Origin of the sequence: Pseudoalteromonas sp. SG45-2 (assembly GCF_014164115.1) — a bacterium.
GTDB lineage: Bacteria > Pseudomonadota > Gammaproteobacteria > Enterobacterales > Alteromonadaceae > Pseudoalteromonas > Pseudoalteromonas distincta.
The window spans coordinates 22269-44833 of sequence record NZ_JACJEO010000018.1 but is presented as its reverse complement, the minus strand read 5'-3'; the positions used below and the strand labels follow the sequence as shown (position 1 = coordinate 44833).

Below are 22565 nucleotides of genomic sequence, written 5' to 3'. Positions count from 1 at the left end.
AGTCCCTTTTTTATTTGCCTAAAATTAAGGTATTATAGCGGCCAATTTTGGTTGTAGACCTAGGGATATACCTACTCGTGAAAGTTTTTACACAATTTATTAGTGCTTTTATTCTACTTTGTAGTTTTAGTACTTTGGCTTTTACGCCAACAGCGTCTCAAATTGAGCAATTTAAAAAGTTACCTAAAGCTCAACAAGAAGCTCTCGCAAAACAATACGGTGTTGATATAGCAACGATCACTGGTACAAACCAATCTAATAATCAAAATAATACACAGCAGCAAAATAGTATTGGTGAACGCGCAGAACCCGAAAAAGAAAAGCTTACAGATGAAGAGCGCTTTAAACCAAAAACAGACGAATTAAAGCCATACGGTTACGAATTGTTTGCAGGTGAACCAACTACATTTATGCCAAGCGAAAATGCCGCAGTACCAGATACATATATTGTGGGCCCTGGCGATCAATTAAAAATAAACTTTTATGGTAAAGAAAGTGACAGTTTTGAAGTCATAGTTGACCGTGAAGGACGTATTAGTATTCCAGATTTAAGCCCTGTAGAAGTGGCCGGTTTGACTTTTGCTGAAATTAAAGAATTAGTCAAAGTAAAAGTAGAGCAAGAGGTAATAGGTGTAAAAGCGTTTGTATCGCTTGGTCAGCTTCGTAGCATGCGTATTTTAGTGCTAGGTGAGGCCTACAAGCCTGGTAGCTACAGTGTTTCTTCGTTAACAACCGTTTCGCACGCATTATTTGTAAGCGGTGGCGTGTCTGATATTGCTTCTCTTCGTAATATTCAAGTTAAACGCGCAGGTAAGGTTGTAGCAAATTTTGACCTTTACGATTTACTTATTAATGGCGATAGCAGCAACGACATCGTATTAAAGCCGGGTGATGCTGTATTTATACCGTCAGTTGGCGCTCAAGTAACAGTTGAAGGTGCAGTTAAACGTCCCGCTATTTTTGAACTTAAAAAAGGTGAGTCTGCTAAGCAGTTATTAGCAATGGCCGGAGGCCTTAAACCCAATGCATACGCTAAAAGCGCAATTGTAGAGCGCTTTAACTTCGATAGTAAAGAAGTACTCTCGGTCGATTTTTCAAAACCACAAATTAACTATATCCCACAAGATGGCGACCGCATTCGCTTTAATTCGGTTAGCTCGCAATATCAAAATTCAATTAGCTTAATTGGTGCAGTAGCGCGCCCAGGTAATTATCAATGGCACCAAGGCAAGCGAATTTCAGATGTACTTAAATCTATACGCGGGGACCTACTACCGCAAGCCGATTTAAGCTACGGCCTCGTAATCCGCGAAATAAATGTAAACGGCGATATAGAAGCGCATCAGTTCGACGTTGCTCAAGCGATTATTAAAAATCCTGAAAACAACTTACAACTTAAAGCTAATGACAAGATAGTTGTATTTAGTCGTTTTGAAGAAAAAGAAGCAGAGCAATCAGCTCTAGCAAATATGGCCCTTAGCCAAGAGCAACAAGAGCAGCAACAAAAAGCAGAGCAATGGCACAAGTTTGAGCAAAAAGAGTTCGAAAAATATATTGGTGTTAATCTAGAAGATGAAGAACTTGCTCTTGAAGACAATAAAATACTAACAATTGCTGAAATTTCTAAACGCAAAGCAAAAGAAGAAGACCAAGAACTCAAACCTGAAGATTACGCATTATTTAGCCGCCATAACTTATTAGCGCCAATTATTGCTAAATTTAAGCAGCAAGCATCAGTGCAACAAGCTATGCAATTAGTTGAAATCAGCGGGAATGTTACTTTTCCTGGTGTTTATCCACTAATGATTGGTGGTGAGGTAAGTGATTTAATAACAGCAGCCGGTGGCCTGTTAGAGTCTGCCTACGTAAAACAAGCTGAAATTACACGTATTGTAGCCAACGATGGTTCAAAAATAGAACATTTAAGATTTGACCTTGAAAGCGCCATGAAGGGCGATCTTCAAAGTAATATTACGCTACAAAGCAAAGACAGCATAAACGTATTCGCTATTCCAAATTGGCAAGAAAACGTAAAAGTAGAATTAAAAGGCGAGCTTAAATTTCCAGGTACGTACACTATACGCCGTGGTGAAACATTAACAGAATTGCTTGAGCGTGCGGGTGGTTTTTCACAATTTGCAGAGCAAAAAGCAGCTGTGTTTACCCGTACATCAATTAAAGAACAGGAACAAAAACAACTAGCGCGTTTATCCACAGAGCTTCGCCGTGATATAGCTTCTAAAAGCTTCCAAAACTCGGTGAGTAGCAGCACACTTTCTTATGAAGAAATGAATATGCTGTTAGACGACCTCGCAAGTGTTGAAGCTGTAGGACGTTTAGTAATTGATTTACCTTTAATTGTAAATAATCAACAAAACTTAGTATTGCAAGATGGCGATACACTTTATGTACCAAGTAAGCGCGATTCAATCAGCGTAATTGGTGAAGTTAACTACTCAACGTCACATCTATATAAATCAGGGGTTAGTGTTGACGATTATATAGCGCTAAGTGGTGGCCTTAAAGAGCGTGCTGCTGAAGATCGAATTTATATTATTAAAGCCAATGGTTCAGTGAAAATACCAAATACAGATGGTTGGTTTGCAGCAAACAACGAAGACCAATTGGAACCTGGTGACACTATTGTTATTCCTATGAATGCAGATCACATGGATCGACTCACACTTTGGAGCACCGCAACTCAGATCCTTTATCAGCTTGGTGTAGCAGTTGCCGCTATTAGTGGTATTTAATAACAATGCGCGGCTTTACGCCGTGCTTTGTTTATAGGCGGGATTTTACATCGCGCATTTATTTGTAGCTGAGGCTCTACGCCGCGCAGAATGAACATGAGATTTACATGGAAAATAGTATAAATAACCCAAAACAAGTAAGAGAGCAATTCATCGCTAATGACGAAATTGATCTTCGTGAACTATTTACCGTTATTTGGCAGGGTAAATGGATCATTATCGTAATTACGGCATTATTTGCCGTAGCATCAGTTGCTTATGCCATTACTCAGCCTGATATTTATAAGTCTGAAGCATTACTTGCACCAGCGCAGCAGGATGATACTGGTGGCTTAGGTGCATTAACAGGCCAGTTTGGCGGACTAGCTAGTTTAGCTGGGGTAAATTTAGGTGGAAGCTCCAGTAATAAAGCCCAGTTAGCTATAGAGATATTAAAATCGAGACAATTTACTAAAGACTTTATTCAAAAACATAACATATTGCCCGATTTAATGGCTGTTAAAGCTTGGAATAGTGAAATTAACATAACTACTTATGATGAAGAGCTTTATATTGTAGAGCAAAATAAATGGGTGCGCGAAGTTGATGCTCCATTTAAACCAAAACCTTCTATGCAAGAAGCTTATATAGAATTTAGTGAAATCCTTACCGTCAAACCTGAGGAAGAAACTGGTATGGTAATAATTGCTATAGAGCATAAGTCTCCTTATATAGCTCAGCAATGGGTAAATTGGTTAATAGAAGATATAAATCAGACTATGAAGCAGCGAGACGTTTTAGAAGCAAATAAAAGTACTGAGTTTTTAACAAAACAAATACAGCTGACTAAAATTTCCGACATACGTGCTGTGTTATATAACTTAGTAGAAGAACAAACAAAAACTATTATGTTTGCTAATGTGCGTGATGAATATGTATTTAAGACAGTTGACCCAGCTATAGTGCCTGAGAAAAAATCAGGCCCTAAGCGTGCATTAATATGTATTTTAAGTGTTTTTTTTGGTGCTTTCTTGGGGGTAGTACTCGTACTTATAAAGCGAGCTGTACAAAAAGATTAAACTGTCGCAGGTAGTATTATTTACCTAAAAGTTATAAATTAAATTTTAAATTTAAGGATTAGCGTGAAAATTATTGTTACCGGTGGCGCAGGCTTCATAGGCTCTGCTGTAATTCGCCATATCATAGAAAACACTAATGATTCAGTTATTAATATCGATAAATTAACTTATGCTGGTAATTTAGAATCATTAAATTCTATTGTAAATAATGAGCGTTATAAATTTGAGCAAGTTGATATTTGTGACCGTGCAGCCCTAGACCGTGTGTTTGCCGAGCACAAGCCAGATGCTTTAATGCATTTAGCTGCAGAGAGCCATGTTGATCGCTCAATTACAGGCCCCGCTGAATTCATTCAAACCAATATTGTAGGAACTTACACTTTATTAGAAGCTGCTCGCGAGTACTGGAATTCACTCGAAGATAGCGCAAAGCTCGCTTTTAGGTTTCATCATATATCTACTGATGAGGTGTATGGTGATTTACCTCACCCAGATGAGCAAGCGGGTAATGCGTTGAGTAAAGCGCTACCTCTGTTTACTGAACAAACATCTTATGCACCAAGCAGTCCTTATTCAGCAAGTAAAGCATCTAGCGATCACTTAGTTCGTGCATGGCTACGTACTTATGGCTTTCCTACAATTGTAACCAATTGCTCAAATAACTATGGGCCATATCATTTCCCTGAAAAATTAATACCATTAGTAATACTTAATGCCCTTGAAGGTAAAAAACTACCGATTTATGGAAAAGGTGATCAAATTCGTGATTGGTTATATGTAGAAGACCATGCTCGAGCTTTATATAAGGTAGTGACTGAAGGTAAAATTGGTGAAACATATAATATTGGTGGTCATAATGAAAAGCAAAACATTGAAGTTGTTAAAAGTATTTGCAGTATTCTAGATACTTTAGTGCCTAAGGACTCCCCGTACTCAGAACAGATAACGTACGTGGCAGATCGCCCTGGTCACGATAGACGTTATGCGATTGACTCATCTAAAATGAGTACAGAGCTAAACTGGACACCAGTCGAAACCTTTGAAACAGGCCTACTTAAAACCGTTCAATGGTATTTAGATAATCAAACGTGGTGTCAAAACGTACAAGATGGTTCATATCAGCGTGAACGTCTTGGGGAAATAAATATGACAGCTAAAGGAAAATAGCATGAAAGGAATTATCCTTGCCGGAGGCTCCGGTACACGCCTTTATCCTATTACTATGGGTGTATCTAAGCAGTTACTTCCAATTTATGATAAGCCAATGATTTACTATCCACTTTCTGTATTAATGTTAGCGGGAATACGTGAAATCCTAATTATTACTACACCTGAGGATCAAGAGTCATTTAAACGATTATTAGGTGATGGCTCACGCTTTGGCGTTGAGCTTAGTTACACAATACAACCAAGCCCAGATGGCTTGGCTCAAGCGTTTATTTTAGGTGAAGAGTTTATTGGCTCTGACGACGTTTGCTTATTGCTAGGTGATAATATTTTTTATGGGCAAGGGTTTTCACCTAAGTTAAAGCATGCGGTTGAGAATGCTAAGAACGGACTAGGGGCGACTGTATTTGGTTATCAAGTAAAAGATCCGGAACGTTTTGGTGTCGTTGAATTTGATGAGAACCAAAAGGCTATTTCCATTGAAGAAAAGCCAGCTAAACCAAAGTCTGATTTAGCAGTAACCGGTTTATATTTTTACGATAATTCTGTTGTAGAAATAGCAAAACAAGTTAAGCCCTCGCATAGAGGTGAGCTAGAGATAACGTGCTTAAATGAAATTTATTTAAAGCAAAATAAGCTTAATGTTGAAATACTTGGTCGCGGCTTTGCTTGGCTTGATACTGGCACGCATGAAAGCTTACTTGAAGCGGCTCAATTTGTAGAGACTATTGAAAAGCGACAAGGGTATAAAATAGCTTGCCTAGAAGAAATTGCATTAAATTATGGCTGGTTAACAAAGCAAGAAGTTTTAAGACTAGCTAAGCCACTAGAAAAAAATAGTTACGGGCAGTATCTAAAAAGTATTGCCAGCTGAAATTATAAAGTGAGTTAGTTATGAAAAAAATAGCTGTAGTGACTGGTGCTACAAGAGGTATTGGTTTAGCTATATCCCAGAAGCTAAGCCAGGATGGTTTTTTTATTGTTGGTATATCAAGGGCTGATAATCAAGAAGCAAATGATTCTTGGGTAAATTCTCTATCAAATGATTGTCGCTTATTTAAGTGCGACGTCACAAGTTTATTAGCTGTTGAAGAGATGATTGCTAAAATTAGTGAGCTTGAAGGTTCAGTTCATTTACTTGTAAATAATGCAGGTATTACAAGTGATAGTTTTTTTCATAAAATGTCATTGGAAAGTTGGAAAAGTGTAATCGATACTAATCTAAATTCATTATTTTATATTACACAACCAATATATAAAATAATGAAAGAGAACGGCGGTGGAAAAATAATTAATATTTCATCTGTTAACGGTCAAAAGGGGCAGGCAGGTCAAGTAAATTATTCATCTTCGAAGGCTGGTGTCCATGGATTTACAATGGCATTAGCGCAAGAAGGTGCTAGAAGTAATATTTTAGTTAATACAATATCTCCGGGTTATACAAACACCGAAATGATGAAGAATATTAGAGTTGATATATTGCAAGACATAAAAGATAACATTCCACTAGGACGACTGGCTGAGCCAAAAGAAATTGCTAATGTAGCTTCATTTCTTGCGAGTGATTGTTGCTCATACATTACAGGTGCGAATATTCCTGTAAATGGTGGTTTATTCATAGGGTAATTATAAAATGGCATATTTAACAGATATTGAATTACAAAGCGTTGGCTTTAAAGCGCTTGGTAAGAATGTCAAAATTAGCGACAAAGCTGCAATATATAATCCTGACCAAATTGAGATTGGTAATAACAGCCGAATTGATGATTTTTGTGTTATTTCAGGTAATGTAAAAATAGGTCAATATGTCCATATAGCACCATTTTGTCTAGTTGCTGGCGGTGAGAAAGGTATTCAAATGGATGACTTTTCAGGTTTAGCTTATCAAGTACAAGTATTTAGTCAGTCGGATGATTACTCTGGTCGAACTTTAACAAACCCTACGATACCGACTAAATATAAAAAAGAGACAAAAAAACATGTGCATTTAGCTAAGCATGTAATTGTCGGTGCTGGATCAATTGTTTTTCCAGGAGTAAAGCTTGCAGAGGGCTGCTCTGTAGGTGCCATGTCTCTAGTAAACAAAACGACTGAGCCTTGGGGGATTTACGTTGGAAATCCAGCAAAGCGTGTAAAAGAAAGAAAGAAAAATTTACTTGAACTAGAAATTGAATTTTTAAGAGATGACAATGGTTCCTTTTAATATACCTCCTAAAGTAGGTACAGAATTAGCGTATATCGAGCAAGCGATTGCATCAGACAAGTTATGCGGCGATGGTTACTTCTCTAAAAAATGCGAAAAATGGTTTGAAGACAGCTTCAACACAACAAAAGCATTACTAACTCCCTCATGTACAGCATCGTTAGAGCTAGCCGCTATTTTGATTGATATTCAGCCTGGTGATGAAGTTATAATGCCCTCATACACATTTGTATCTACAGCGAATGCGTTTGTATTACGTGGTGCAAAAATTATATTTGTTGACGTTCGTCCGGACACAATGAATATTGATGAAACACTCATTGAAGCTGCGATTACGGCTAACACAAAAGTAATAGTGCCAGTACATTACGCAGGTGTAGCTTGTGAAATGGATACAATACTTGCTATCGCAGAAAAATATGAATTGTGGGTAGTAGAAGATGCAGCGCAAGGCGTAATGTCTACCTATAATGGTAAAGCACTAGGAACTCTAGGCCATATAGGCTGTTATAGCTTTCATGAAACTAAAAACTACTCATCGGGTGGTGAAGGTGGGGCTATTTTAATTAATGACCCTCAGCTAGTTGAACGAGCTGAGATTATACGTGAAAAAGGAACAAACCGTAGCCAGTTCCTACATGGTATTGTCGATAAATACACATGGCAAGACATAGGCTCGAGCTTTTTACCAAGCGAGTTACAAGCGGCATATTTATATGCTCAACTGGAAGCAGCAGACACGATAAATAATTTCCGTTTATCAATATGGGAACGTTATTACAATAAACTTAGCCTAAAACTAAAGGCTGAACAGCTACCTCATATTCCGGATTCATTAACACATAACGCGCATATGTTTTATATAAAATTGAGCTCCAATAAAGAGCGAAATGACTTTATAAGCCATATGAAAAAATTCAACATTACTACGCCGTTTCACTACATACCCTTACACTCAAGCCCAGCAGGAAAGCAGTTTGGTGTGTTTTTAGGTTGTGATAATTACACAACGGTTGAAAGTTCAAAGTTAGTTCGTTTACCTCTTTATTATGGCATGACAAATGAGGACCTAGACACGGTTATAAAAATAGCTTTGGAGTTTTTTGTTTGAAGGCAAAAACAATATTACAATTCTCTATAGGGCCCATAGGCGCTGCTTTATTAAGTTTAGTTACCCTACCATTTGTGGCATGGTTTTTTTCGGTAGAAGATGTTGGTCGCTTAACTATGCTGCAAGTTGTGCTAAGCCTATCAGTATCATTGTTTAGCTTAGCTATGCATCAAGCTTATGTACGTGAATATCATGAAGAGGATGATAAGCAAGCCTTATTTAAAGCTTGTGTTATCCCAGGCTTGGCAGCTTTACTTCTAGTGAGTGGTATTATAATTATACTGCCATTTTCAATGTCCAAACTGCTATTTGGGATTGACTCAGCTTTACTTACTTTTCTGTTGTTGGTAGGAGTCTTAGCTAGTTTTTTTATTAACTTTTTAGTGCATGTTGTAAGGATGCAAGAACGTGGTTTAGTCTTTTCAGCAACTCAATTAGCTCCAAAATTATTTTTATTTATATTTATTAGTTTAATAATGATATTGAACTTAAAAGCTGATTTTGAAACATTGATGTTAATGAATATTCTCGCTGTTTTTTCATCATTGCTGGTTTTTTTATGCTTGACTAAAGATACTTGGCTGCCAGCTCTTAAGAAAAGTATAAATGTTGTGCTTTTAAAAGAAATGCTTCATTTTAGTCTTCCATTAGTTGCAGGTGGAATAGCATATTGGGGGCTGACGACAATGGACCGGTTTTTTTTACGAAGCTTATCCGGCTTTGATCAATTAGGTGTTTACGCATTAGCTGCTTCAATTGCTGGTTCAGTATCTGTTGTATCTAGTATTTTTTCTAACCTTTGGCATCCAATTTTATATAAATGGGCTAAGAGCGAGGTTGATCAAACAAAAGTGCAACGTGTAATTGATAATATGATTATTCTGGTAGCGTTCATATGGTCTTTAGCTGGGATTGGCTCCTTTCTAGTACCTTGGTTTTTACCACCGCAGTACCAAGCTATTGAGTATTTACTTGTAGCTTGTATAGCGATGCCGTTATTTTATATGTTAAGTGAAACAACAGGTGTTGGTATTGGTATAACTCGACGCTCAAAGTATTCAATGTATGCTTCACTTTCAGCGTTTTTGGTTAATTTTTTGCTGAACTTCTTGTTAATTCCGAACTTTGGCGCAGCTGGAGCTGCATTAGCTACGGTATTAGCATTTTTTGTTTTTTTTACTTTTAAAACAGAAGCTAGTATGAGCTTATGGCGTAAAATACCACGATTAAAAATGTATATGATCATACTTTCGTATGTTGTTGCTACATCTATAATGGTGCTAACAAGTGCTAGCTTAGAATATTTCTATTTGATATGGGTTGTTTTATTCACTTTTACTTGCTTACTTTATGTTAGTAGAGTTTTTGAGAATGCAATAATATTAAAAAACTTAATAATAAAAAGGTAGTCAATGTTATTTATTTATGGAGCCCTAACTGTAGGTGGGATCGAGACTTTTTTCGTAAGAATGGCAAAAGAGCGATTTAAAAATAACTTACATACATCTATTTTGCTGCTATCGAAACCCGAACTAAGTAATGCCGAGTTGCTATCTGAAATGAAAAAATACGCTAATGTGATTTTTCCAAAGGATATTTTTCATGGCCCAGCACTTTTATGCCGTCGCTTACCACTATTATGTCAAGTGGATGAAGAAAGGCTTGTAGCTAATTTAAAATCGATTGATCAAATTCATGTCTATCATGGTATGCATGCTTTACTTGGTTACAGGTTAGCTCAAAAATTAAAAAAAACCATTCCAGTTACAGTTGGCTTTTATCATTATATTAAGTACCTGTGGGGCGGTGATGATGTTGCTTGGCATGAAAAGTTAAACAGGAAATTCATATTTAAATATCTTCCAGAGGAATCATTGTCTTTCTTCTCAGAAGGTAATAGAGAGCTGTATATTAAGCATAAAAAACAGAAGTTTGAGAAATCAAATACATTTAGACTAGGTGTTATAGATAAAAAGATGATAACACTATCTGGTGATATAGTAGCCCCCGTTAAAATTGCAGCTGTCGGGCGATTGGTTGAATTCAAAACCTATAATTTTTATATGATTGATGTGATAAAAGAATTGAGACTCAAAGGTGTTGATATACAGTTCGATATATATGGAAGTGGGCAATTAAAGCATCAAATTCAAGAAAAAATAAATAAAGCTAATTTACAAGATCGCATTGCTCTAAAAGGCACCTTAGATTATTCAAGTTTTGATTCAACTGTATCGAACTATGATTTATTTATCGGTAGTGGTACTGCGATTATCCAAGCATCATCATTAGGCGTCCCTAGTATAGTTGGTGTAGAAAACATGGTAGAGCCGAATACTTATGGATATTTCTGTGACGTTTGGCAGCATGAGTACAATTTAAAAGGGCTAAATTTACCACTACTTAAGATTGAAGATATTATTAATGAATTTATTAGTATGGAAAAAGATAAAAGGGTAGAGTTAAAGGAGAAACATCTCGATAGTATTAATATGTTTACAAATGAAAGCTGCCAAAATTCAATGGACGTATTGAAACACATTGAAATGCCTTTAGATGACTTTAAATTTAATAAATACTTTTACGAGTTATCTAGAATTTTTGACTGGTTCAACATAAAGTTCAATAGCAAGCATCCGAGAAGAACCCAGTTTGAAGACTATAGAAATATTAATGAAGATTGATTAGCAATAATGGTTTAACTCTTCGTTAAGGTTTTTGCCTTGACTCATCTAATAGTTGTACTTAAGAGTTCGTATTTTTAAACTAAATAAACGTTAAAGGGTATAAGTCTTACACTTTAAGAGGAATTATATGAAAGCTATAGTTCGGTTTAAGAAAGGCAGGGCTTTAGCTAATTTTTCTTTAATATCTTAACTACCCATGCCTCCAATGAATTTACTCATATAGGCTTTAAACTTTTCTACATGGGAGATTTAATAAATTATTAGCAAAAACTTTTATTAGGCGCTGTCTATTAAGTGTTAATAGACATTGTTTGGTAAATGAGCTGAAGCTGATAGCTTAGGGAATATAAATTAGGGTTTGATAATTATTAGTGAAAGGCTGGATATAAGCAGCGTTGATTAATATGTACAGGAAAAATAATTTTACTTATTGGCTTTGGTTAGTAGAGAAGCAGTTATACTGCAAATGCTACTTCGAAACGGTAAATTTAACTAAAAGGCCTGAGACTCTCTGTAATTTCTCTCTTAGATTTAACCTTTCGAATATAACTGAATATTATGTTCCCATTTTGAGTTTTTTATGATTTTTTATATCGTTTTTTTTGTTTTTGTTCTGCTTTCACTTTTATCAATCGACAGGCATTCAAAAGAGTCTTATCTCTATCTCGTTACATTACTTTTTTTTACATTTCTAGTTGGGTCAAGGTATGCTTCTACAGATTATTTTCAGTATCAGTACATATATGAAAACATAACCGATATTTCGAAATTAGGTCTATTTATATATCCAGTTTCTATAACAACGCCAATTGAGTCTGGTTTTGCATTATTTGCTCTATTTATTAAAGCTATAGGCGGAGATTTTTTCCTATTTATTTTTGCTTTTTCTTCTATTTCTATTTATCTGAAATTTAGAGCTTTTCGCAAGTTATCGCCTTTTTTTTTAGTAAGTATTTTAGTTTATATTTCAGATGAATATTTTTTTAAGGATATGGGGCAAATTAGAAACTCTATGGCCTCCGGTATATTACTTTATTCTTTTTATTGTATTTATCACGGGTGGTTTTTCCGACACGTAGCAGTGGTTTTTTTAGCTGGTATGTTTCATAGTTTCGCTTTTATAGCACTTTTTCTTTACTTTGTAAGATATTTTAAGTCCAGAACTGTCATGACTTTAATTGCCATTGTGTCTTTTATCATCGCGGCTTTGGGCGGTGTTGGTATGATGATCCCTGAAGTAGCCAGCGGATTCGGTTTAGAAAATACATCAAGAATAATCAAGTACACAAATAGCGAGTATGCTGACGGTAAAAGCGTGCTAAGTGGGACGGTTTTATTTCATATTTTTTGGTGCTTTTTTTACATTAAGTATTACCACCTACTGAAAAATAAATGGTCATATAATGATATTCTTATTCCTATTTATGTATATGGTACTTGTATTATGCTGGTATTAATTGATTTTGGTATAGTATCAGCAAGGGTTAGAGAAATGATTTGCTTACCGGCAAATGCGGTTTTGCTCCCCTCATTTTTGCTTCTTTTTAAAGGGCAAGATAAAATCCTTGGTTATTTAGCTATTTCTGGTTATTGCTTATTGTATTTCTTAGCATTGATGAGCGACTTCCCTTATAACTATCAGTTATTTTTTTTACGGTGAATAGATTGAAAATTCTTTATTTGGTATCAACATTACAAAAAGCAGGCCCTACATCTCAGCTTTACTATATTATTAGTAACCTCCCTGCGAATATAACGCCAGTACTCGTAACACTTTCACAAGAGCCTGCTCAAAGTAGGTTAAATGACTTTAAGGCGTTGGGTATTAAACATTATCAGCTTAATCTGTCACGGTTAGAGGGGGTGTTTTTAGCCAAAGGCAAAGTGAAGAGTATAATTGAAAAAGAGCTACCTGACGTAATCCACTCACAAGGCCTTCGTGGTGATGTGCTTGCATCCAAGTTCACAGATGAAGTGCCTGTCTTGTGTACTATACGAAACTTTCCCCAATTAGATTTTCCAATGACATATGGCCGTGTTATCGGCAGTATTATGGCTTACCAGCAAATCCGAGCACTGCGACAAGTATCACAAGTATGCTGCGTATCTGATGCTGTAAAAGATAATCTTGAAAAAACTTACAATATAAATGATGCTGTTACAGCACTTAATGGGGTTGATACACTAAATTTTTACCCTGCTGATTCAAAACAAAAATCGTCTCTTCGAAAAACGTACGGTATTAACGAAAATAGTAATGTGTGGATATCATCTTTGGGCAAAGATAATAGAAAAAACTCAGTAACTGTTGCGGCTGCTTTTAAGCTATTTTTAACCGAATATCCTGACGATACGTTGATTTTTATAGGAGATGGACAGCAAAGAGGTGAGTGTCAAAAAATTGCCGCTGAGAGTTCACAGTTTAAATTTTTTGGTAAAGTAAGTAACGTATCTGATTACTTACGAATGGCAGATTATTTCATATCAGCTTCTCGTGCTGAAGGTATGCCTAATGCCGTGCTTGAGGCGATGTCATGCGGGTTACCATCTGTTTTGTCAGATATAGAACCACATCAAGAAATTTATGCTTTGAATCCAAATGGGTGTGTAACGTTCAAAACAGAAAGTGACACTGATTTATATAGTAAGCTCGTAGAGCTAGTAAAGTTCGACAGGCAATGCATGGCTGACGCTACGATTGCCGTTGTAAACCAACACTTTAGTAGTGGTACAATGTCAAAGAAATATCAAAAAGCTTACCATGAAGTGGTAAACAGTAATGGGTGATCCTGAATTGAGAAATAAATTAAGTACTGCACATATTGCGACTTTCGCAAAACATATGCTTTGCCCTTATAGTGTATTGTACCCAAATCAAAATACCAAGCTATCAGAGCAGGGCTTGGAAGATTTTACTAAGTACCCTTATCGTATGCTATCTGATTCCTATGAAGCTGATAGTGATGCTAGTGAAGACATTTTGCTTGATGAAATTGCAAAGTCATTAAAAAATGTTGATAGTTGTAAACGTCCTTTATTGTTATTGAGCGATGGAAAAGACTCAATGGGCCTTGCTTTAGGTTACTCACACCTAGGGATGAAAATTGATACTCTAACTTTTTTAAGGCGCGATGACAGCGAACTAAAAGAGTATATTACAAATATTTGTAATAAACTTGGTCACACTGCACACTTTGTAGAAGTAGACGAAATTATAACTAGCTTTGATAAAAGTATTTTTCTTTCAGCTTGTGAAAATATGAATACTCCGGTTTTAGATCAAGGTTTTTTATTCTTTTTATTTGGCTTGCGAACTTTCTTTAACAACCCTAACTTTGACCCTAGCGACTATGTCATAATTGATGGTCTCGGAAATGATGAAACATTCGGGTACTTGCCATCAGAACATCAGATTCGCTCATTTAAGTTGGCAAAAATGGGTATTTGGAAGATGCTCCCTAAATCTTGTCACAGTTTAAAATGGTATTTACGCTCACCAGCTGAGTCTCATGGTGATTTGTCAGCACTTGCGTGTTTTTTTCCAATTGGTTCAAGCTATGACCTTAATAAGTATTTTTCAAAAATAGAAGCCAAAACACAAGAGTTATCTTTTATAGATTTTAGAGCTTTTTCACGTGGTGCTTTTCATGATCACCAATGTATGATGGGGAAAACGGTTGCATCTACAAAGCACTTAGGTGCCGATGTAAACTTCCCTTGGCTAGCATCAAGCTTAGCTAAATATGTGTTTAATCTTCCTAAAAATAAAAAATTTGATTTTAACTCCTTAACGAATAAAGTCTTACTTAGGGAGTTACTAGAAAATAAGCTAGGTTGGCACCAGCAAAAAAGAGGTGTGGACTTATATTTCGATTTGGATCTAGATTCATTTAAAATTAACGTATTAGATAAGATTATTCCCGAGAAGATAACGAAAATAATCAAGAGCAATAAACTATTACCTAGCTACGTTAAGCAGCGAGCATATTTAGAGCTGCTAAATTTATATGGCTTCTGTATAGCTCAAGGCATGGCGAGCTCTGATATTGAGGATATATTGTTAAAATGACACCATTTTCAGTATTAGTCTCAGTTTATGCTAAAGAAAAACCCAATTGGCTAGCTGAGGCATTAGATAGCATACTTGTTAAGCAAAGTGTGTTGCCTAGCGAAGTTGTCTTGGTTGTTGATGGCCCCATAACTGATGAGCTGGAAGCTGTTATATTAAAGTATAAATCTCAATATAGTGAAACTTTTGTTGTTCATCATTTATCTTCAAACTATGGGTTAGGCTATGCATTAAATGAAGGTTTAAAAATATGTAAGTATGACTTAATAGCAAGAATGGATGCTGATGATATTGCTCAGCCAAACCGTTTTAAGGTGCAACTGGCTTTTATGCAAGATAACCCAATCGTTGATATTTTAGGCAGTCCTGCCGAGGATATTAATGAAAATGGTGAATCTATAGCGGTGAGGTCTGTACCCTCAGAACACGATGACATATACAAGCTTATGTGGACCTGTCCACTTATTCATCCATCTGTTATGTTTAAAAAGAATGTTGTGCTTAATGCAGGTTCTTACACAAAAAGTCTGAAACGGCGACAGGATTATGAGTTGTGGTTTCGTTGCGCTCAACAAGGTGCACATTTTGCAAACATTTGTGAGCCGTTAATTCGCTATCGAATTACAGATAACACCTACGCTAGAAATAGTTTAAAAGTAGCATGGCAACAAGCAATGATTGGTTATAAAGGTTGTAGAGCTTTATCTTTAGGTTTAAAAGCACACATTGGTGTTTTTTATCCTGTTTTTAAAGCATTACTGCCATTGAAAGCTAGAAAGGTGCTAGAGGGGTTGATTAAAAATTTCGATCCTAGGGGGAAACATTAATGTCAGTTGAGCGTATTTTATTAACAGGAGCTAATGGTTTTGTAGGCGGGCAGCTTTTAACAGAGCTCAATGATAACGAAGTTATTATTTTAGGTAGAACTCCTTTGTTACATAGTCAGCATAAGTTTTTTCAAAGCGAACTTAGTGATAGCGCAGACTATACAATAGCTCTCAATGGAGTTACTCATGTTGTTCACTGCGCTGCCAGAGTACACGTTATGAAAGACCCATCTTCTGATCCACTTTCTGAGTTTTGTGCTGTAAATACCCACGCCACGTTAAATTTAGCGCGTCAGGCCGCAGATGCGGGCGTAAAGCGATTCATTTTTTTAAGTTCTATCAAAGTAAATGGTGAGTCTACATCAAACGGTCTGCCTTTTTCTGTGTTTGATAAACGTTTGCCCGCAGATCCTTATGGTGTTTCCAAAGCTGAAGCGGAGCAAAGTCTAATTAAACTTGGTGAAACTACGGGGATGGAGATTGTAATTATTCGTCCACCATTAGTTTATGGAGAAGGCGTAAAGGCAAACTTTGCCTCACTTATGCGTTTTATAGGAAAAGGTTTTCCATTACCTTTTAGATCGATTAAAGGCAACAAACGTAGTCTAGTGTCAGTATATAACTTAGTTGATCTGCTTAAAATATGTATAGAACACCCAAAAGCTGCGAATCAGATATTTTTAGCGAGCGATGATAATGATTTGTCAACAGCTGAAATGGCAGCTCTAATGGCAAAAGTGCAAAATAGAGAAAACCTTGCTTTGCCAATACCTGTTTGGTGCTTTAAATTAGTGGGCAAGTTGCTCAATAAAAGTGATATGGTCGATAGACTTATAGGCTCATTGCAATTAGATATCACGCATACGAAAGAGACACTTAATTGGAAGCCGCCATACTCAGTTGAGCATGGTTTTAAGCTTGCGGCTAAAAAATAATTAATGGATTTATAAATGATACGCTTACTCGACTTTTTGTTATCACTTTTAGGGTTATTTTTTGCGATGCCGTTTTTAGTGATTTTATACCTTATTGGTTTATTCGATACGGGCTCGCCTATATTCATGCAAGAGCGTGTTGGGAAGAATAAAAAGCCTTTTACCTTGATAAAGTTCAGAACAATGTCCGTGGATACTGCATCAGTTGCTAGTCACTTAGCAAGTACATCATCTATAACGCCATTTGGTGGCTTTTTGCGTAAAACAAAATTAGATGAAGTACCACAGCTATGGAATGTACTAAAAGGTGAAATGAGTTTAGTTGGACCTCGCCCAGGGCTGTTTAATCAAGACGAGCTAACAAAAGCTCGTGATGCTAAAAATATATATAATGTTCGCCCTGGTATTACAGGTTTAGCTCAAGTTAACGAGATTGATATGTCTACACCAGAGCTATTAGCTGAGACTGATTATAAAATGATTAGCACATTAAATTTAAAAAACTACTTTAGCTATATATTCCAAACTGTTGCAGGTAAGGGAAGCGGTGACAGAGTAAAATAGTAAGCTGCAGTAGTACAAAAAATTACAAAAAATAACCAAATACATAAAGACTATATAAATATTTACATATAGTCTTTATTTATTAAGTGCAATAGTTGTTCATCTTGTAGTAAAATTGTAATCAATAGAATAGTAGCCTTACTGCTAGCTTCAGGGAAATGTATTGTGTCTTTAAAATTTTTAGTTAATTTACCTCGTCCTCAAAAAAGAATTATTTCTCTCCTCATCGATAGCGTATTTATAATTGTTGCTTTTTGGCTGGCTTTTTTATTAAGGCTAGACAGCACCGCCGTTTTAAAAAATACACATACTTGGATTTTATTATCAGCATTATTGCCGCTTAGCTTACTAACCTTTGTAAAGCTTGGGCTCTACAGGGCTGTGCTGCGCTATATGAACACTCAAGCTATGTGGGCCATTATTGCCGGTGTTGTACTTTCGACCGTTTATTTAACTATTTTATCTTTTTTTCTTAGTGCGCCAGTACCACGCACAGTTCCTTTTATTTATGCCAGCTTTTGTATTTTATTTGTTGGTGGTGCAAGGCTAACCGTGCGAGCTGTAGTTGGCCAAATAACTATGCGCCGCAAAGAAGGCGTAATTATTTATGGAGCAGGTTCTGCTGGCCGCCAATTAGCAACAGCCTTAGCAAATGGCCCTGAATACTCACCAGTCGCATTTATAGACGACGACCCTAAAAAGCATTTATCGTTAATTCAAGGTATTTGTGTGCACGCACCGTCGCAAATAGCTGAAATCGCAAAGCAAAAATGTGCAAATAAAATATTGTTGGCACTACCAAGTACATCTCGCAGTCGTCGAAAAGAAGTACTTAACGCAATAGAAAAATTTAAATTACAAGTTATGACTGTTCCCGGAATGGCAGATATTGTTGCAGGGACAACTAATCTTGATGAAGTAAAAGATGTTGAAATTGACGACCTGCTAGGCCGTGATTCAGTTCAACCTCGCCAAGATTTAATGTCGGCAAATATAGCCGATAAAGTTGTAATGGTTACAGGTGCAGGCGGCTCTATAGGTTCTGAGCTTTGTAGGCAAATAGTAAAAAATAGTCCGATTAAGTTAGTGTTATTTGAGCTTTCTGAGTTCGCGCTTTACGCAATTGAAAAAGAGTTATCAGAGTTTTGTGCCAAAAATGACTTAAATATTGAAATACTGCCAATACTGGGCTCTATTCAAAATAAAAAATTAGTTGAGTCAACATTTTCTACTTTTAGTGTTCAAACTGTTTACCATGCCGCAGCGTATAAGCATGTACCCTTAGTTGAACACAATGTTGTAGAAGGCGTACGTAATAATGTTTACGGCACCTATAACTTAGCAACTGCGGCCATATATACAAAGGTAGAAACTTTTGTTCTTATATCAACAGATAAAGCTGTACGCCCAACAAATATAATGGGTACTACTAAGCGCATGGCTGAATTAGTATTACAAGGGCTATCTGAAATCCAAGACACAACACGCTTTACTATGGTTCGATTTGGTAATGTTTTAGGATCTTCAGGATCTGTTGTCCCCCTGTTTAGAAAGCAAATTAAAGCGGGTGGTCCAATAACACTAACCCACCAAGACATAACCCGTTACTTTATGACAATTCCAGAAGCAGCTCAGCTAGTTATTCAAGCCGGTGCAATGGGTGTAGGAAGTGATGTGTTTGTACTCGATATGGGAGAGCCTGTTAAAATTAAAGATTTAGCTATTAAAATGGTTCACTTATCAGGGCTTGAAGTTAAACACGCAAAACGACCAAATGGCGATATAGAAATACAATGCACAGGTTTACGCCCAGGTGAAAAGCTTTTTGAAGAGCTCCTTATTGGAGACAACGTTATTGGCACCGACCATCCAAGAATCCTAAGTGCACAAGAAATTAAAATGCCATGGAGCGAACTGTCTCCATTTTTAGATAAGCTTAAGTTAGCCTGTGACGAAACCGATCATCAAGAAATACGTAGATTACTTTTAACCGCACCTACTGCTTTTTCACCAACTGACGGTATTTGTGATTTAAACTGGAAACAAAAATTTAATAATCAAACGAATGTTACAGTTTTACCAAACGTAAGTGGCTCCTAAAGCGAATAGATTGCAATAGTTTGATGTTTGTAGGGAATGACATGCCTACGTGGATTACCCCTCGGTGTATGGTGACCATGTAAGCGTCTTGCTTGCTGGCGCACTAAAAGCGCAGCTTTACGTATTTATCAAATTGCGTGAGCAAGCTTCACGCCTACGTGTATTTTTATTCTCAGTGTAGTGACCATGTAGGCGCCTTGCTTGCTGGCGTACTACAAAGCGCAGCTTTTACATATTTATTAACTTGCGTGAGCAAGCTTCACGCCTACGCGAATTTTTCATCCTCGATGTATGTAACCATGTAGGCGCCTTGCTTGCTGGCGCACTAAAAGCGCAGCTTTTATATATTTATTAAATTGCGTGAGCAAGCTTCACGCCTACGTGTATTTTTATCCTCGGTGTATGGTGACCATGTAGGCGCCTTGCTTGCTGGCGCACTAAAAGCGCAGCTTTTACGTATTTATCAAATTGCGTGAGCAAGCTTCACGCCTACGCGAATTTTTCATCCTCGGTGTAGTGAGCACGTAGGCGTCTTGCTTGCTGGCGCACTAAAAGCGCAGCTTTACGTATTTATTAAATTGCGCCAGCAAGCTTCACGCCTACGTGTATTTTACCCTCAATGTATGTAACCATGTAGGCGTCTTGCTTGCTGGCGCATTAAAAGCGCAGCTTTTACGTATTTATTAACTTGCGTGAGCAAGCTTCTCGCCTACGCGAATTTTTCATCCTCGATGTAATGACCATGTAGGCGTCTTGCTTGCTGGCGCATTAAAAGCGCAGCTTTTACGTATTCATCAAATAGCGAGAGCAAGCTTAACCCCTACGCGAATTTTTCATCCTCGATGTAATGACCATGTAGGCGCCTTGCTTACTGGCGCTTTAAAGCCACCGCTTTACAAGTAAACACAATCCCAATATGGATATTTCTTTATGTTGTCCACTAAGCCAGCACGTAAAGGGTTTGCGACTATATACCTCGCTTGACCTATTAAATCTTCATTATTTCTTATTTTGTGGTCATAGTAATTTGATTGCCATATCCTTCCATGCGTACCGCTATGTTTATTAAGTCTATAAGTTGTAATGTTTTTAAAATTCCTAACTAGGTTTGAAAGGTCAAGGCTACTATTTAACTGTAAAATCCAATGTATATGATCAGGCATGATTACGTAGCAGATAGTATTAAGTGAATTGTTTTTTGAAAATTTAATGAGTTCACTCGCAATTAACCGTGCACATAAAAAGTTAGCAAATAATGGCTTACGAAAATCACAACAAATTGTAATAGAGTAATAAGCGTTTACCGAAGTGCAGCGTCCTTTTAAACGTTTATGTGTGTTTGCCATATAATTAATTTCCATTTGAATAAATTAAATTGCGCGAGCAAGCTTCACGCCTACGTGGATTTTTATCCTCGGTGTATGTAACCATGTAGGCGTCTTGCTTGCTGGCGCACTAAAAGCGCAGCTTTTACGTATTTATTAAATAGCGTGAGCAAGCTTCACGCCTACAATTTACCAATCTCTATTTTAACTTCACTACTTAATACCTCTTTGTACCTTGCTGCTAAGGCGTTTTTTGCATCATCATCACCATGTACAATTTTTATATGGCTTGGCTTTTTATGCATACCTGTTACAAACTTAATTAATCCGTTTTGATCGGCATGGGCGCTATAGCCACTAATTGTATGTACTTTGGCGTTTATATTAATGCGAGCATCATTTATAAAAACATATCCATTACGTGGGCCATATTTTTGAATTTCGCGGCCTAGCGTTTTATTACCTTGGTAACCTACAAACAATACATCGGTGGTTTTGTCACTTAAAAATCGCTCAAGATAATTAACTATTCGCCCACCAGTACACATACCACTTGCCGCTAATATTATGGCTGGTGTTTGCCGTGAACTTAAATAGTTGATAACAGCCATGTGCTCTTTGTGTGAATCAACCGTAGTTAGGTTTTTAAAATCGAGCGGGTGCCTACCGTTTGCAACTTTGCGTTTAGCTTCGCTATCCCATAGGTGTTTAAACTTTTTGTATTGCTCAGTAAAATTGGCTGCCATAGGGGAGTCGAGTATTACGTGAATGTCTCGCCACTTAGACTTTTTAGATGAGCTATGTATGAGTTGCTCCAGCTCATATAGCAGTTCTTGTGTACGCCCAATACTAAAAGCTGGCACTAACACCACGCCATTATCGCTAACAGCGCGTTCGATAATGTTTTTTAGCGTTTGAGTGCGCTCTTTACGGCCTTGATGGTTTTTATCGCCGTAGGTTGATTCAATAACTAGAGTGTCGGCTTTGTAGGGCGGCTTAGGCGAAGGGAGTAGCGGGGTATATGGCGCGCCTAAATCTCCTGAAAATACAACACGGTGTTTGTTGTTATCATTATTTGTAACGTCAATTTCAACGTAGGCAGAACCTAATATATGCCCAGCACGCTGAAACCTCGCCTTAGCTTTATCGGGCGCTTTGCAAGGCAGTTCAAACCACGTTTTATAATCAACAGCAACTATGCGTTTATTTAATAAGCTTAAGCAGGCAGCTATAATTTTAGGGTCGCGGGTTACACCTACTTTTAAAGCATCTTCTATTACTAAAGGTAATAAACTGGCTGATGCAATACTTGTAAAAATAGGGCCTTTAAAACCGGCAGCTAATAAGTAAGGAATTCTACCAACATGGTCAATATGGCAATGGGTAACAATAAGGGCAGTAACATGGGTAATATTAAACTCAATTGAAAGATCGACTTTAGAGTCTTCGCCTTGAAATAACCCGCAATCAATAAGCACACTTGTTTGCTCGTTAACTACCAGCTCGTGGCACGAACCGGTAACTCCATTAACCGCTCCGTGGTGAAGTATTTGCATTGCGCTTCCTTGTTATCAAGTTGTTACATTGAATTTTAAGGTAGAAGCAAAGCCATAAATATTCAAGGTTATAACGCTTGAGCTAAATTAATAACCCCACCTGCAAATATGAACCAACCTGTAAGTGCGAATTTACTTTGCGATTTTATTATTTTTATCACTTTGCGTTCTTACTTAAATATTAATTTTTTAATCATATAAATTCAGGTT

Annotated in this window: 19 protein-coding genes and 1 pseudogene; 17 read left to right on the top strand and 3 right to left on the bottom strand. The window is 36.9% G+C overall.

Features of this window, described 5'->3' with window-relative positions:
• Positions 1–77: 77 nt before the first annotated feature.
• The 17 genes and pseudogenes from H5116_RS13875 (at position 78) to H5116_RS20535 (ending at position 19474) form a co-directional block, all read left to right on the top strand.
• The gene (locus H5116_RS13875; protein ID WP_182716443.1) at positions 78–2753 is read left to right on the top strand and encodes an SLBB domain-containing protein; all 2676 of its coding nucleotides are present in this window, start codon (positions 78–80) and stop codon (positions 2751–2753) included.
• A 107-nt stretch (positions 2754–2860) separates the two neighbouring features.
• Entirely contained in the window at positions 2861–3811 is a 951-nt protein-coding gene (locus H5116_RS13870; protein ID WP_182716442.1) for a Wzz/FepE/Etk N-terminal domain-containing protein, read from the top strand.
• A 63-nt stretch (positions 3812–3874) separates the two neighbouring features.
• On the top strand, positions 3875–4978 hold the full coding sequence (gene rfbB / locus H5116_RS13865; RefSeq protein WP_182716441.1) for a dTDP-glucose 4,6-dehydratase: 1104 nt from the start codon (positions 3875–3877) through the stop codon (positions 4976–4978).
• A 1-nt stretch (position 4979) separates the two neighbouring features.
• Positions 4980–5852, top strand: coding sequence for a glucose-1-phosphate thymidylyltransferase RfbA (gene rfbA / locus H5116_RS13860; protein ID WP_182716440.1), 873 nt, complete (start codon positions 4980–4982; stop codon positions 5850–5852).
• Between the two features lie 20 nt (positions 5853–5872).
• Positions 5873–6604: an acetoacetyl-CoA reductase gene (gene phbB / locus H5116_RS13855; RefSeq protein ID WP_182716439.1), complete on the top strand. Its 732-nt coding sequence runs from the start codon at positions 5873–5875 to the stop codon at positions 6602–6604.
• A 7-nt stretch (positions 6605–6611) separates the two neighbouring features.
• Positions 6612–7181 carry an acyltransferase gene (locus tag H5116_RS13850; protein ID WP_182716438.1) on the top strand — a complete coding sequence of 190 codons (570 nt, stop codon included), beginning with the start codon at positions 6612–6614 and terminating at the stop codon, positions 7179–7181.
• Complete coding sequence (gene rffA / locus H5116_RS13845) at positions 7168–8292, top strand: dTDP-4-amino-4,6-dideoxygalactose transaminase (RefSeq protein WP_182716437.1); 1125 nt, start codon at positions 7168–7170, stop codon at positions 8290–8292. The genes H5116_RS13850 and rffA overlap by 14 nt, the downstream gene beginning before the upstream one ends.
• The gene (locus tag H5116_RS13840; RefSeq protein WP_182716436.1) at positions 8289–9701 is read left to right on the top strand and encodes a lipopolysaccharide biosynthesis protein; all 1413 of its coding nucleotides are present in this window, start codon (positions 8289–8291) and stop codon (positions 9699–9701) included. The genes rffA and H5116_RS13840 overlap by 4 nt, the downstream gene beginning before the upstream one ends.
• Before the next feature lie 3 nt (positions 9702–9704).
• A complete protein-coding gene (locus H5116_RS13835; RefSeq protein ID WP_182716435.1) occupies positions 9705–10976 on the top strand; it encodes a glycosyltransferase in 1272 nt (423 codons plus the stop codon).
• 583 nt (positions 10977–11559) lie between these two features.
• Positions 11560–12639, top strand: a complete 1080-nt coding sequence (locus H5116_RS13830; protein WP_182716434.1) for an EpsG family protein — start codon at positions 11560–11562, stop codon at positions 12637–12639.
• A 5-nt stretch (positions 12640–12644) separates the two neighbouring features.
• The gene (locus H5116_RS13825) at positions 12645–13766 is read left to right on the top strand and encodes a glycosyltransferase (RefSeq protein WP_182716433.1); all 1122 of its coding nucleotides are present in this window, start codon (positions 12645–12647) and stop codon (positions 13764–13766) included.
• On the top strand, positions 13759–15048 hold the full coding sequence (locus H5116_RS13820) for a hypothetical protein (protein WP_182716432.1): 1290 nt from the start codon (positions 13759–13761) through the stop codon (positions 15046–15048). The genes H5116_RS13825 and H5116_RS13820 overlap by 8 nt, the downstream gene beginning before the upstream one ends.
• A complete protein-coding gene (locus H5116_RS13815; RefSeq protein WP_182716431.1) occupies positions 15045–15875 on the top strand; it encodes a glycosyltransferase in 831 nt (276 codons plus the stop codon). The genes H5116_RS13820 and H5116_RS13815 overlap by 4 nt, the downstream gene beginning before the upstream one ends.
• Entirely contained in the window at positions 15875–16810 is a 936-nt protein-coding gene (locus H5116_RS13810; RefSeq protein ID WP_182716430.1) for an SDR family oxidoreductase, read from the top strand. The genes H5116_RS13815 and H5116_RS13810 overlap by 1 nt, the downstream gene beginning before the upstream one ends.
• Before the next feature lie 15 nt (positions 16811–16825).
• Positions 16826–17374 carry a sugar transferase gene (locus tag H5116_RS13805; protein WP_182716429.1) on the top strand — a complete coding sequence of 183 codons (549 nt, stop codon included), beginning with the start codon at positions 16826–16828 and terminating at the stop codon, positions 17372–17374.
• Between the two features lie 165 nt (positions 17375–17539).
• Positions 17540–18238 (top strand): annotated as a pseudogene (locus H5116_RS20540) (nucleoside-diphosphate sugar epimerase/dehydratase); the annotation flags it as partial.
• 147 nt (positions 18239–18385) lie between these two features.
• Positions 18386–19474: a UDP-N-acetylglucosamine 4,6-dehydratase family protein gene (locus tag H5116_RS20535; RefSeq protein ID WP_404936420.1), complete on the top strand. Its 1089-nt coding sequence runs from the start codon at positions 18386–18388 to the stop codon at positions 19472–19474.
• Between the two features lie 351 nt (positions 19475–19825).
• Here the strand turns inward: H5116_RS20535 and H5116_RS20385 are convergent, their stop codons facing one another.
• The 3 genes from H5116_RS20385 to H5116_RS13790 form a co-directional block, all read right to left on the bottom strand.
• The gene (locus H5116_RS20385) at positions 19826–19954 is read right to left on the bottom strand and encodes a hypothetical protein (protein ID WP_259398828.1); all 129 of its coding nucleotides are present in this window, start codon (positions 19952–19954) and stop codon (positions 19826–19828) included.
• A gap of 413 nt (positions 19955–20367) precedes the next feature.
• Positions 20368–20820 (bottom strand): REP-associated tyrosine transposase, encoded by a 453-nt coding sequence (locus H5116_RS13795; RefSeq protein WP_182716427.1) that lies wholly within the window; start codon positions 20818–20820, stop codon positions 20368–20370.
• Positions 20821–20981: 161 nt separating this feature from the next.
• Positions 20982–22355, bottom strand: a complete 1374-nt coding sequence (locus H5116_RS13790; protein ID WP_182716426.1) for an MBL fold metallo-hydrolase RNA specificity domain-containing protein — start codon at positions 22353–22355, stop codon at positions 20982–20984.
• Positions 22356–22565 lie beyond the last annotated feature (210 nt).

Coding starts and splice junctions, on each gene's coding strand:
- H5116_RS13820 (WP_182716432.1), top strand. CDS start 13,759: ATGGGTGATCCTGAATTGAGAAATAAATTAAGTACTGCACATATTGCG.
- H5116_RS13805 (WP_182716429.1), top strand. CDS start 16,826: ATGATACGCTTACTCGACTTTTTGTTATCACTTTTAGGGTTATTTTTT.
- H5116_RS13790 (WP_182716426.1), bottom strand. CDS start 22,355: ATGCAAATACTTCACCACGGAGCGGTTAATGGAGTTACCGGTTCGTGC.
- rfbA (WP_182716440.1), top strand. CDS start 4,980: ATGAAAGGAATTATCCTTGCCGGAGGCTCCGGTACACGCCTTTATCCT.
- H5116_RS13795 (WP_182716427.1), bottom strand. CDS start 20,820: ATGGCAAACACACATAAACGTTTAAAAGGACGCTGCACTTCGGTAAAC.
- H5116_RS13870 (WP_182716442.1), top strand. CDS start 2,861: ATGGAAAATAGTATAAATAACCCAAAACAAGTAAGAGAGCAATTCATC.
- H5116_RS20535 (WP_404936420.1), top strand. CDS start 18,386: ATGGTTACAGGTGCAGGCGGCTCTATAGGTTCTGAGCTTTGTAGGCAA.
- H5116_RS13810 (WP_182716430.1), top strand. CDS start 15,875: ATGTCAGTTGAGCGTATTTTATTAACAGGAGCTAATGGTTTTGTAGGC.
- H5116_RS13850 (WP_182716438.1), top strand. CDS start 6,612: ATGGCATATTTAACAGATATTGAATTACAAAGCGTTGGCTTTAAAGCG.
- rffA (WP_182716437.1), top strand. CDS start 7,168: ATGGTTCCTTTTAATATACCTCCTAAAGTAGGTACAGAATTAGCGTAT.
- H5116_RS13815 (WP_182716431.1), top strand. CDS start 15,045: ATGACACCATTTTCAGTATTAGTCTCAGTTTATGCTAAAGAAAAACCC.
- phbB (WP_182716439.1), top strand. CDS start 5,873: ATGAAAAAAATAGCTGTAGTGACTGGTGCTACAAGAGGTATTGGTTTA.
- H5116_RS13830 (WP_182716434.1), top strand. CDS start 11,560: ATGATTTTTTATATCGTTTTTTTTGTTTTTGTTCTGCTTTCACTTTTA.
- H5116_RS13835 (WP_182716435.1), top strand. CDS start 9,705: ATGTTATTTATTTATGGAGCCCTAACTGTAGGTGGGATCGAGACTTTT.